This window comes from Streptomyces changchenzhani (genome assembly GCF_039766235.1).
In the GTDB taxonomy this organism is placed as follows: domain Bacteria; phylum Actinomycetota; class Actinomycetes; order Streptomycetales; family Streptomycetaceae; genus Streptomyces.
The window spans coordinates 410,408-424,104 of the sequence record NZ_JBDHNH010000003.1 but is presented as its reverse complement, the minus strand read 5'-3'; the positions used below and the strand labels follow the sequence as shown (position 1 = coordinate 424,104).

The following is a 13,697-nucleotide window of genomic DNA, read 5'->3' as shown; positions in this document are numbered from 1 at the left end:
GGATCAGGGGTCAGCTCCTCGATCTCAGCGTCCTGATGGTCGGCACCAGCCGGAATCTTGTGCACAAGGCGCCGCATGTCGAGGTACGACTTGAACCGCTGCTCGAACTCCCGCAGGTGCTCGCCGTCCTGCACGGAGATCCGGCCGAACCGCTGCTTGTGCCCGCCGGAGACCAGGGGCCGGCTGTCCACGTCGCTGTCCCGGAACGTGGTCCCGTCCAGCGCCGTCCACTTACGGTCCTCGAACGGCAGCGCCGTGGCCAGGGGATCGTAGGGTGCCCAGACGCCGACCGGCTGGTCGGCCGCACGGTCGACCAGCACCGGAAGATGCGCGTTCCCCGACCCGTCACCGACCAGACGCCCCTCACCGCTGGGACCCACCACCCGCCGGCCCAGCCGGTTCGCCAACGTCTGCAGATCCAGGGACCGCTGCGCGAACGGCACAGCCAGAAGCACCGGCACGTTCTTCGGCAACCGCGCCAACTCGGGGTCGGCAGCCAGCACATCGGCCAGCGCCTCCGTGTCCAGCACCCGACCGTCCAAGACACGCACCCCGCCGGAGTCACCGTCCGCCGCGACGACATACGCCGAATCCGGCCACGGCGCGTCCTCCTCCGACACGATCTTCGCCAGCACACCCGGCCGCGTCTCGATCACACGCACCCGACCGGACCGCACCCGGCTCACCACCTTGCCCGTCCAGTTCCGCCCCTGCCCCGCACCCGACAGACCCGCCATCAGAGTCTGCGCCGACAGCAACGGATCGGACGCACCAGCGAAAGTCCCCGACGTGGTCCGGGGAGCGGGCGCGGGCGCGGGCCCCGTGGAAGAGGAAACGGACGGGCCAGCAGGCGGCGAGAACAGGTAGAGCTCGTCCGTCTCGGTCGTGCCGGACGCCGTCGGCCGCGACACGGCGTCCGGCCGCGGGTCCACTCCGTACTGACCGGCCGTCTCCGTCGCCCGGCGCGTGTCCTGGCCGGCGGGGCCGACCGGGGTAGCCGGGGTCGGTTGCCGACCGTCGCCCGGCCAGCGGGCGGGCGTCGAGGACAGGGAGCCGCGGATGGACCCTCCCTGACCGGTGCCCACCGCGCGGCGCGCGGCGTCCAGCGTGCCCGCCAGGCCGGACAGCCCGCGCCACGCGTCCCCCTGAGCCCGGGCCTGGGTCTGCCGGTCCTGCCGGGCGTCCCGCAGCGTCTGCTCGATCTCGCTCAGCCGGATCAGGTCGCCGTCGCGGAACCGCGTCCGGCGCGACACCGCCCCGGCCCTGCGCCGCTCCTCGCTCTGTGCCTCGGCCACGGCACGCTCGGTCTCCAGCCGGACCTGCTCCTGGCCCGCCTGTGCGGTGTCCACCGCCGTACGAGCCGTGGGAAGCACAGCCTGTGCGTCACTCAGGTCCGCCGCGCGGCCCTCATGCCGCTGCTGGAGGTCGAGCCACTGCCCGTGGGCGGTCGCGGCACGCTCCTGAGCCTCCCCCAGGCCCGGCTGGGGACCGCTCTCCCTGGCCATCCGCTCGATACTCTGCGCCTCGGCCTGCGCCTGCCTCCACGCCAGCCGCGCCTGCCGCACCTGCTCCGCGGTCGGCAGCGCCTCCGCGTCCCGGACGGCCTGCGCGGCACGGGCCAGCTCCGCTTCGGCCTCCCGCACCGCGATGTCGGCCGTCTCCCGGGCGAGTCCGGCCTCCCGTACGACGGACTCATGGGCCGTCACCGCCTCCGTGTGCTCGGCGGTGGCGTCCACCACCGCCTGCTCCGACCGGCCCAGGTCCCGCTCGGCCTCGCCCCGGTCCGCAAGAAGCTCCTGTTCGTCCGTGACGGCCTGCCGCTCGGCCGTCACCGCCGCCGTGTACGCGTCGGCCGTGTCGCGCAGCGCCCGCGACGCGTCGGCGGTGGCTTCGGTGACGTCCGTCAGCATGCCGTCGGCGGCGAACGGCCAGTGGCGCAACCCCTCCTCGGTGCGCACCACCAGTTCGACAGGCTTTCCGGACAGGGTGGCGGTACGGGAGGCCGTGAAGAGGGCGCGGGCCAGCCGGGTCCCGCCGGGGTCGACGCCGAGCGCCAGCCACAGCTGTGCCGAGGAGTCCTGATCGTCGAGCCCGTCCGCGAGCGCCTGCGGAAGATCGGTGACCGGATGACGCGTCCAGTCCCGCAGATCCTCCGCGTCCTGGTCGGCGAGCATCGCGGGCAGGTCGTAGACCCCGGCGTCGGGACGCGGTGGCGTGACGCCGAAGCCGAGCACGTCCCGTTCCCACAGTCGCGCGGAAGCGGTCCCGGTGACGTACCGCGTGCCCTCCGGGCCCACCACCGTGAGGACCGTGTCGACCAGCGTCTCGTAGCTGCGGGTGCCGCGCCGGTCGGCGGGCTGCGTGGCATGGCCGGTCCGCATACGGTCGTACCGGGTACCGGTCACACCGGTGTTGGAGGACACGGTGTGCGGCTGCTGGGCCGCCAGGGGGACGTTCACGCCCAGCAGTTGCAGATTGCCGGTCCCGAGGCTGTACGTGCCCTGTTGGACCACCGAGAAGGAACTACCCGCCGAGGAGGAGGACAAGGCCGTACGGGAGTGCGTCCGGACCCGGTCCACGGCGACGTCACCGGTGTCCGTGACGGGCCGCGGATTGTGCAACGACACCGACAGAGCGGGCGCCACTCCGGGTGTGTCCAGCGGCCAGCTGCCGGGCATCCGCGGCGTCAGGCCCGCCGCGGCGCGGGGCAGGTCCACGCTGATGTCACCGGCCTGGATCAGCTCACCGAGACGGGCGGCGGCCGCCTCCCCGGAGGCATCGGCGGGCAGCCCCCAGGAGGAGGTTAGGTCCGGTGCGACGGTGTGCAGGGCCTGGGTCAGCTGGGGAAAGGCGTTGAAGTCCTGGACGGGGGTCGTCCCGGTCGGCACCAGCCGGGAGTTCGCCGGGAACGGCGGCGTGCCCTGGGCGTGCGCCTGCTGCGGCGACATCGCCAGCGGGTCCTGGGTGAGCAGCGCGGGTGGGCGAGGACCCTCGTGCCGCAGTGGCTGGACGGCCTCGGACCCGGCGAACCGCAGTGCCGCCGCGGCCGGCACCGTGACCGAGCCGGCCGGCCGGCCGCTCAGCAGGCGGCGGGCCCCGGCGATCAGCCGGGCCACGGCATTCCCGTTCAGGCCGGAGAAGGACAGCAGCCCGGCCTGGATGAGCCCGCCCGGGATGTTCGCGGGCCATTCGGCGATCAGCTGGGAGCGGACCGAGGCGGTGAAGGCGTAGTCGATGTCGTCGAAGTCGGCGGCGCTGTCGGTACGCGTCCACTGGCGGTCTTCAGCGGTGATGCCGGACTGCCTCGTGCGGGAGCGGGTGTTGGTCAGCGCGACGGACGGGCCTTCGCGGTCCGCGCGGCCGGTGACGCCGGGACGCGGGTACCGGGAGATCGGGTTGACCGCGGTCTGGTGCGTCCAGGTGGTGGCGGCGGCGTTCGAGCTCGCCTGCGGGGTGTGCGACTGGACCTGCTCCAGACCACTGCCCTGGGCCGCCGGGCGGCCGAGTACGCCGCGCAGCGCCGGTGTCTGCATCAGGAGTTCCGCGCGAACGGTCACCTCGACCAGTCGTGCGCCGCCGTAGGCGACGTGCAGGAAATGGAACCGGGTGCCGTCCTCACCACGGCCGGGCAGCGTGCGCAGCGCCGAGGGTTCGGTGTGGCGGGCGATCGCGGACGCCACACCGGGGAGATGGGAGGAGTGTCCCGGCTGGGTGGCGCCCGGCGCCTCGTGCTCGACCAGCTCGGTCAGCTCCTGGCGGAGCCGGTCCCGGCGCTCGTGGCGGCGGATCGTGCTGTCCAGCTGGGTGATCGACAGGACGCTTGCGACGCCGAGTTGGCGGGTGCGGGCGAACACGTCGGGAAGCGGGACGCTCGGCTGCGGCAGCGTCAGGGACGGCAGCCCCGCCAGACCCTGGAACCACTGTGCGTAACGGGCCAGCGCCGCCTCCGGCGCCAGGAACGTCACCGCACGCGGCAGATCGATCGCCACCGTCACGGGGGCGTGACCGCCCAGCCCGACGGTGTTCCCGGCCACATTGCGCAGGCCCTGCTTGACCGTCACCAGCAGCGTGACGTCCGCGCCGATCAGATGGTGGACTCCGTCCTGGAGGGGGACGCGAGTGATCTTCGTGACGCTGCTCAGCGCACGGGTGTCGTCGGTGCGTCGGGAGTAGGTGTACCGGCCGCTCGGGTTGAACTGATGCACCAGGTCGGCGGGGTCCGCCGGGGCCGTCTGCAAACCGGTGAGCGCGAAGTTCCCCTGCCGGGCCAGACCGACACCCCGCTGCTGACCGGCCGAGTCCGCCGAGCTCACATCCTGCTCGGAGTACATGTCTTCGGAGCCCAGGTGGCGGGGGTGGTGCAGATAACCCTCGATCTCCACCGTCATGACCTGGTCCGCCGCCATGCCCGGCAGCGTCAGGCCCTCCACCACATGACGGCTCCCGAGGATCTGTGGCGACCGGGAGAGAAGCTGAGCCGGCCGGATCCCGGCGTGCCGGGTCTCGGCCGCGAGGGTGCCCGGGTCGTTCTTCGCCGCGCCCGCCACGGCCACCGACGTCCACGTGTAGGACGTCGTCGCCCAGGTGTAGGGCAGGAGTGCCGCCCGTGCCAGGGGGGAGCCCAACAGGTTTGCCACGGTGGCGGCGCTGTTCAGGGCGCCACCGAAACGGGCGGGGACGACACTCTTCGCAGCGGCGGCGGTCCGCTGCGCGGCACCGGTGATCAGGCCCGCGGCGCCGGTGGCCGCGCCGGAGAGACCGGCGGCGGTACGACGCACGGCCCGGGTCAGCGCACCGGGCTCCGGACGGCCGGGATAGGTCCCCGCGACGATCTGGCCCAGGGCCTCCATCAGTGCGGCGGTGCCGCGGAAGGTGTCCACGACCGCGCCGTCCGGCAGCCGGGTGATCCCGGGGAGCGGGCGGCCGTACGCGTCCACCATGCCGAGGCGCGCGTGGTCGTCCATGGGCCCGCCGTCGGTGACCACCTGACGGATCACCTGGCCCGGCCGCGGCCCGGCGGACACGATGCTCCCGCTCGGGGGGCGGGTGCGGTAGTACGGGACCAGCAGGGAGATGCTGCCGGGCACGGTGTGCGGCGCGGTGGACAGGTCGCGCAGCGGTACGGCCGTGTTCGCGCCGTCCCCGGCGTCCGTATCGCCCTCCGTATCGCCCTCCGTGACGCCCTCCGTGACGAGGTCGGCGAAACGGACGAGGGGCTGATCGTCGGTGCCCTCGTACAGGTCCAGGGCGAACCTGGCCGGCACCCGGAAGACCTCACTGCCGTTCTTCCTCGTCATGGCGACCTGTTCGAAACCGACCATATCTCCGACGGACACGGTGTCGGAGATCTGCCCGGAACCGGTGTAGTCGGGGCCGGTGCTCAGCGTTCCGGCACCGTCCGCGAGCGGGACGTTGAACCCGCCGCCGGCCCCGAACGCGCCGCCCAGCGCGGTACCGCGCTGCCGCCCGCCACCGGACTCGGACGAGCTGAAGCCGAGCTGATGGACGTCGGGCAGCCTCCGGGTGTGCTCGGCGGGCAGCGTGGTGTCACGCAGGGCGGACAACCGCAGCTGCACCCGGCGGGTGCCGCTGACGGCGTTCGGCCGCTCGAACCAGATGGGGCGCCCGCCGTCCACCGCCTCCGGCATCGAGGTGGCCAGGCCGAACCGGGTGCGCAGCTTTCCCAGCTGCCGCAGATTGGCCAACTGCGCCTGGCGGAGCGGCTCGTCCAGCCGGATCGGGAAGGACGACTCCTGGTGCTCGGCCGACGGCAGGAACCCTTCCTGCTGCAACCACGCCTTTGCCCGGTCGAAGAGCACATCGGCCCCCTCGACCTTCAAGGGCGTCTCCGAGTACCCGATGCTCTCCAGGTTCTCCAGATGGTCGGGCAGCTCCCGCACCTCGCCCGGACCGGGCCGGTGCCCCTCCTGTGTGCTCCGCTGGGCCATCTGCAGCCGCAGGCCGTCCTCCCACGGCCCGAACGTCCCGCTGATCTCACCGCCCCCGGCACGGTGCAGCGTCACCTCGTAGGTGACCCGGCCGGGGGTGAGCAGAGTGCTGCTCACTGTGGTGAGGCCGTGCATCAGCATCGCGCCGCCCGAGGCGCTCAGCCCCTCGTTCACCTGCCAGTTCACACCCAGCTTGCCCAGGAGGTTGCCACCGAACGACGCCGCCCCGTTCGGGTGCTCCGGGGTGTGGTCGGTGGTGAACGTCGGCCCGCCGGTGCCCTCGAACCCCAGTCCGCTGGTGAACTTCGCCGACTGCTCCGTGTTCGCGCCGTGGGTGAACCATGTCTCCAGCAGGAAATTGCCGTCGGGGCTCATCCCCGTCGGCTGCCCCAGCTCTATCCGCGCCCTGAGCTCGAGCACGCCGATCGCGCTGCCGCCCGCGTCCATCAGCGTCGGCGAGTACACCCCGCCGCCGGCCTGGAGGTGCGGGGTGCCACTCAGCATCTCCTCGCCCAGGAAGATCTCCAACTCCCGCGCCGAGCCCTCGTCCAGCTCGGCCAGCGAGCCGAAACCCGGGTCCGCGAGGAGTTCGGTGAGCAGCCGGCGCGGCTGTCCCACGCTCTCTACGCCCCACAGCGGAATGCCATCCGGATCCGCGGGCGCGGGCAGGTCAGCCGGGTCGGTGCCGTCGTCGAAGGCGCGGTGTTCGGGGACCCACACAGTGACCGGACCGTGCGACCGCTCCGGCAGCCAGTTGCCGGTGTGCTCGCGGGGGGTGTCCACCTGGATCTGCCACAACCCGTCGAAGTCCATCGGGAACGCCGGGTCCTGGGCCCGCAGCTTGTTCGTGACCACGAGCGACTCACTGACAGTGAGGGACTGGGCCAGCTGGTTGTGCGTCGTGGACACCGCGACCGTGACGTCTCCCCAGCGCACCGGTCCCGCACCGTTGGCCAGGCGGATCAAGGTCCACGGGAGGGAGCTGGTGCGGATGTTCCCCCAGCCCTCGGTGGTGGAGGACGACTGGCCTCCCCTGGCCCTCTGCTCCACCTGGACGTCGGGGAGCGTCACGGCGTTCTCGCCGTACTTCGTCGACATCCTGCTGTTCCCGTGCGCCAGCCGTACGTCGACGGTCCGCTCCCGGCCCCCGTGCCGGACCGTGATCCGGTGGCCTTGGAGGCCGCGCAGATACGGCCGGTTGCGTTCGACTTCCTCCGCGCTCAGGACCTCGCGGAGCTGGGTCCGCAGGGATGAAGCGTCGGCGCTGCCCTCCTCGACCCCGAGTGCGTCGATGACCTGCCCGTACAGCCCGTCGAGGACGGCGGCGGGGGTCGGCTCGTGCAGGACGAGGCCGACGTGGCCGTCGTGCTGGGAGCCGTAGGCCAGGGCGTACGCCGACAGCTCGCGGGAAGCGGGCGACGAGTTCTGCCGGGTCTGCGGTGCGGCGGTCGACTCCTGCGTCTGCCCCTGTGTTCCGCTCGGGCCCGCCTCGGTGACCTGGGACGCGTCGTCCTGCGGCTCCAGGGCACCGGCGTCGATGTCGATGTCGTCCCGACCCGGTTCGGCGGGGTCGTCGGACAGGCGGGACGCGGGCGGAGCAGCCGGCGCCCCGGGGGCGCCGGCGACAACCACGGACTCCTGGGGCAGGCCGCCCACCTGCGCCTGGTACAGCACGTGTTCCAGCGCGTTCGCGGTCAGCCAGGGGTCCCAGCCCTGGCCCTGGGTGTAGACGCCCACGATCTGTTCCAGCGACCGCCAGGTCAGCGGTCCGGTGTCCGGGTTGCCCGGGGCGTTCATCCGCAGCGACTCCAGCGCGCCGAAGCCCTGGATCAGGTTCTGGAACTCCGCGACCCGGCTGGGGTTGGTGTCGATGTCCAGGCCGTGGGTCTCCCGCAGTGCCCGCACCCATCGCTTCGCCCGGGTCGTTCTGCGGTAAGTGTCAGCGGGCAGGCCAGCCAGGTCGGCGAGGTGGCTGAGCGTGGCAGTCGCGGGCTCGGGACGGAACGCGCGGTAGCGGAACCGGGGCTGGTCCGGATCGTCGTACTTGATCAACCGCACCCCCTCAGTCGGCGCTTGCCATCCTTGGGGCGCTTCCGACGTGAATCCCTCGCGACCGGTCGAGTTCGCGACGTACTGGGCCACAGGTGGCGACTCCAGCCTGTCGTTCCCCGGCCGCACCTGGCCGAGTTCACACCACAGCATCCAGACCGGACTCTCCGGCGGCAGCTGCTGCAGGCTCTTCCTCCGGCTGATCAGCCTGCCGAATTCCTGACCGCCGATTCTGTAGGTCTGGCCGGTGCTCCGCGCCGGCACACCCGGGTCACCACCACCGCCATGGCCCACGGCGGTGTACGCATCGGCCAGGCTCCGGGGCAGCGGTCGCAATCCGCTCTCCCGCGTGCTGTCGGTCTCCGACTGCCCCAGGTACAGATCGGTGTAGGACTCGACCGCGGAGAGCTGACGCATGCCGTTCTCCCAACGCGCCACGTCCTGCGCGTTGAGGTAGGCCCGTCCGGTCAGCCGCTGTCCGTCGATGGTCGTCAGGGTGTACGACGACAGGTCGTCCTCCCTGACCTGTGTCCCGTCGGCCAGCGTCACCACGGCGTCGGGATCGTCCGGGACCAGCCCCGGATCGCTGGGAATCCACGTCCCGCGCGGAATCGTCCCCGGCTGGGGGTTCGCGAGGACGAGATGCTGCCACGCGCTGCTGTCGGACACCGGTTGCAACAGGAAGGTGCCGTCGGTGGACCACACCCGCCCCCCGATCCGGTCCGCCAGCTTCCGCGTCAACGCCTCACCGACGCCCTCCACCAGCAACACCAGCGGAACGCCCGCGGCCCGGTCGGGGTCGTGCACCACCAGCTCGATCAGCTCGTCCTCGTCCACCTCCACCGGGTTCCCCTGGCGGTTGTCCAGGACGATCAGGCCCGAGGGCGCCCGCTCCCCCACCACCGCGTATGCCTGCTCGTCCCACGGCACCGGGCCCTGCCTGATGACGCCAGTGCTGCCCTGTACGCCCGTTCTGTCCAAGAGCAGGTTCAGGGGCCGTCCCGTCAGGTTCCGTCCCTGGAAGTGGCCGTCAGGACCGTTCAGTACCGTGGAAGCCGCCAGCGCTCCCGACCGCTCCAACTGATAGGCCGCCACCGCGGCCAGACTCCCGGCCCGGCCCCGCCTTGCCGCGCTGCCCGCCACCGACAGGGCCTGAAAGACGAGGTCCGGAGTCACCTGCGCGCCAGGAGCGACATGCAGGACGCGCCGCGTGATTCCCCACAGATCGATCGGTCCAGCGCCGAAGTGCCGATCCCCCCTGCGCGCCGAGTCCAGCACCGCAAGCGTGCTCACCGTCTGCGAGAAGGCGGGGTTCGCGGGGGCATCCGGACCGAACACCTGGATGAGAACGGCCGCCAGCGCCTTCCACTGCGCGCGCGCCATGCCACTGGGCGGCGGCGCGGGAGCGTCCGTGACAGCGCCGGCCGGGCGCACGGGGGGCGCGGGCGTGGGGGCGGGGGTGTGGGGCTGGGGCACATGGGTGCCCTCCGCCGCATCCCACAGCGCCCGGAAGCCCTCGTACGTCTCGTTCTCCGCCTGGGTGGCGTCGAAGGGGTTGACCGTCCCCGCGTACACAGACTCCGGGTCCGTGCCGTACAGCCTCCGCAGCAGCGGGAACAACGTCGGCTGGTGCCTGCGGACCCAGTCCGGCCCGCCGTTCTGCCGCGTCTCCCCGGTGTACGGGTCCTTCCCCCGGTTCGCCCGCAAGTAGACGTTGGTGAGCTGGGCGAAGAACTCCAGCTCGTCCCGGCTCGAGTAGTTGCCGTGCAGCACTCCATCGGGCCAAATCGCGCCGTACTCGTCCGTGGTCGCCTGGAACGCGTCGTGGATGAGCCGCTGGTCCGCCTCGCTCAGCCCGTACTGGTGGATCGTGTGCGCGAACTCGTGGAGGGTCGTGGAGTACCCGTCCGGATAGGCGGACTCGGCCCCCGGGACCGAGGTGAACTCGCCGAGGAGGTTCTCCTCCGTCACACCCGCGGTGCGTCGGCCGATACCGCGCACCTCGTCCCACGAACGGCCGTCCGACGTGGTCTGCCCCGCCAGGTCGCGGAACGGGTCCAGTGTGGTGATCGCCTCGCTTTTGGGCACCACGATCATGCGGGCGCCGTTCTTCAGCAACTTCGCCGTGACATCCGGGTCGCGCAGCGTACGCGCGATCTGCTCCTGTGCCTCGTGGCGCGCCGACACCGGCTGGTCCACCCCGGCCGGTATCTGCACCATCAACTGGGCCGCCGCCTTGGCGAACTCCTCGCCGGGCAGCCTCCGGAGCGCGTCCACCAGGGCCGGGTCGGACGCGAGCCGCTCACGCTCGGCCGGTGACAGCAGCGCCAGTTCGCGGGTGCGGTCCGCCTCGGGCATGTCCGGCAGACGCGAGGCCAGTTGCCGGACCGGGTCAAAGGCCACCGCGTCGGTGCCGCGCAAAGCGTCGGCGAGGGTGGCGAGTTCGTCGTTCAGCCGCCTCAGGTCGTTCGGTCCCGCGCCGAGGGCCGACCACTTCGCCTCGTATTCCGACCGGGCGTCGGCGTTCCGCGCGACCTCGTCAAGCAGCTCGCTGAGCCGGACGGTCGGCGTGGGAGCGGCCGCAGAGGGGCGTGCAGCACGGTAGGTGTCCCCGCGCAGGGCCTCCAGCCGAGCGGCCGGGAGTGCGTCGTCGGCCGGGGCGTGCGACAACCCCCACATCAGATCGAACAGGCCCCTCGCCCGCTGCTGCTCGTCGGTGGCCAGAGCCAGCGTGTACGCGGTGTCCGCCAGCGACTCGGTGACGGCGGGGACGGTGAAGCCGTCGGTCTCGGTGGTGTCGGCAAAGGCGTGCGGGGCGGTGCCGATGCTGATCTCCGCACCCTGGACCACACCGGTCAGCGAGCGTCCGTCCGCGCCCACGCGCAGGGCGTTCGGCGACACCCCGGGGAACCGCTGGGCGATGGCCCGGTTGACGTCATCGGCGAACTCGCCGACCTCTGCGCGGAGATGGAACTCCAGGGTGCCGAGGGGGCGCGGGTTCTCGAACTGCACCCTGCCCCGAGCTCCGCTCGCGAGGACGACGGGGTGGCCGATCTCCCTCATGAGGGCGCTGAACCGGCGGCCGACATCCAGCTTCGCGTCGTCGGAAAGCGGTCGAACTGGCGACGCCCCGAGGGCCCCGGCGGCCTGTTCCGACTGCATGACAGTCTCGCCGGTCGAGCCCGTGGATACGGTCGATACCGTCGATACGGTCGGCGGCGCTTCGGACTCGGTCGGCACGGCGCGGTACGGCGGCGGCGTTTCCTCTCGGAGCTGCGGCGGGGCGTCGGCATCGCCAGGAGAGGCCGAGGGCCGTTGCTGCGGTGCTGTGGCCTGCGCATCGCCCGCGCGGGCGCCGCTGCCGAGTATGCCTGTGGTGGTGCCGACGGGGGCCGGGAGCAACGTTGTGGTGGCCGACTCCTCGGCGGCGTACGAAGTCTCCTCCGGAACCGCACCGCTCTGGGGTGTGGTGACCGGGCCGGGCGTTGGCTGGTGCGCCCCGGCCGCGGGGCGGTGAGGGGCGGAGGCGACGTCGGTCGCCACGGCGTGAACCGGCGGAGCCACCACGGTGTCGGCCGGGGCCACTACCTCGGCGGCGAGGTCCGATTCGGCCTGCTCCCCCGTACCGGGGCTCGACCCTGTCCGCGGGGCCGGGGCGGTGCCGTCGCCGGCCTGGTGACCCCTCGCCTGCGTGTTGAGGTCCGGCGACCGCTGGGCCGCCGAGTCCGGGACCAAGTTTTCCGCACGGGCGGGGAGTGAGGACAGCGCATCCGCGTCCTCGCCCATGTCCATGTCACCGGCCAACGGTGCGAGAGCCTCGCCGTCCGCTGTCCGCTCCCGCACGAACTCCTCTGCAGTGGAGCTGTTGCCGCCGGCGCCGGCAGGCCGACCCGAAGCCGACTCGACGGTGTCCGAACCCGGTGAGGCCGACTGCTGGCCGGCGGACAGTGCGCCGTCCGCAGCGGCGATGCCCTCGTTGTCGCCGAGGAGGCTGTCGGGCTCCTGATAATCGGAGGTGCCCGACGAGTGGGTCGGCACCGACGAAGGAGCCGAAGAGCCCGCAGTGGTGGGGAGGTTCGACAGCGCGTCGGCGGACGGGTTGTTCCCGGGGCCCCCAGCATCCAGAGGGTTGAGCGCGGAGATGACGGACTCGCGGCTCGAATTCCCCGATATGTCCCCGGTGGTGGCGTCTCCCCCGGTGTAATTCGAGTCTTCCCCGTCGTAATTCGTCGGGGAGGAGGAGTACTTGACCGCACTGCCCGCACCGGCTCCGGTCGCCGCACCCGGGCCCGCGTTGGTCACCGGCCCCTGCTGCTGGTACGCGTCATAGTCGGAGTCGTAATCCGTTACGGACGAAGTATCGCTGCGGGAGTCGTAGTCGAAGTCCGCATCTGAACCGGAACCGGACTCGGATGAGACATCGCTGATAGGCGATGCGGAGTTGTCCAGGTCGGGCCGATACGGCGGGACATAGGGGCCCGCACCGGGTCCGTTCGCCGTCTGGATGGGAGCGTAACCATTGCCGTCGACATCATCGATGACGGAGTTGCTGGGATCGGGAGCGTCCCGGTTCTCGTACGTGGACACCGTGTTGGGGCGGGGCGGAGGGTCGGAGTAGTAGTCGGCCGGGGCGCGGTAGAGACCGGCGTTTGCATCGGGACCGGCATTGCTGGGCTTCCAGGGGGTCGGCTTGTTGTTGTCGGCGCTGCTCCCGCTCCCGCTCCCGCTCCTACCGCCGCCCGTCTGGTAATTGATGTCGTTCTGACCGAAGTTGAGTTCCGGGAAGAACCTCTTGTTGGCCCACTTCCCGCCGTACTCCGCAACGTCGGAAGCGCCCTCGAACAGGGCGCCGCTGAGTCCGGCGCTCACGAACGTGGCGGGGTTGATGGCGAACGTGCCCAGGAAGAAGAGGTTGGTGAACGTCTCCGCGAAGGTTTCGGCCTGGCCCTCGTTGATGAAGGTATGGGGAAGTTCATACACCTCCTTCCACACCGGGTGCCTCTTGAAGAAGTTCTTGAAGAGCGGCGCGGTCACCTGGGAGAAGATGCCGCCGAAGGCCCCCGCAAGTGCCCCCACGACCGCCGACTTACCGATGTCCGTCCAGTCGAAATCGGTACGGCGCCGGCCCTCGTCCGGCGCGGTCATCGAGATGACCTGGGCGGCGAACGTGATGAATGCTTCCTGGATCGCTTCGAGCAGCGCCGAGATCGGCGTCGGGACAGCGTGTCCCATCCGCTGGAGGATCAACAGGATGGAGAGCGCGGTACGCGACCTGACCACAGCTATCTGGGTCATGGAGGTACCGCCGGTGAAGATGGCGAGCGCGGCGATCAGAGCAAGTTCGAGGTTCATGAAAATGAACTCAAGGAGGATCTGGTACTTGCTCTCCGCGAGCTGTATCGAGCGGTCCACCTGCCGGCGGCCTATGTCTCGAAGCTCCTTGGAAAAGTCATCAAGATGGTTGTGGCCGGCGTCGTCGACGAAGGTCTTCATCGCGGCGACGAACTCACGGCCGATCTCCGGCGGAAGCGACTGTCCCGCTGTGTCGATCGCAGCCTTCATCGCGTCGGAGAGCGCCCCGACGTCGTCGGCCAGCCGACGATAAGGATTACGGCTGCCGTAGCCTCTGTCCTCATTGCCGGTGGCGACGTTGGCGCCTACCCACACCTCGATGAACTCCCGCAGAGCGGGAGAGAACAT

The 13,697-nt window shown here is 71.3% G+C and carries 1 protein-coding gene (cut by a window edge); it reads right to left on the bottom strand.

Features of this window, described 5'->3' with window-relative positions:
* Positions 1–13,697: the 5' portion of a lonely Cys domain-containing protein gene (locus ABCR94_RS13295; protein WP_347119461.1), read on the bottom strand. It extends 24,841 nt beyond the left edge of the window; 13,697 of the gene's 38,538 nt are visible here — the first part of the coding sequence; its start codon is at positions 13,695–13,697; the stop codon falls past the left edge of the window.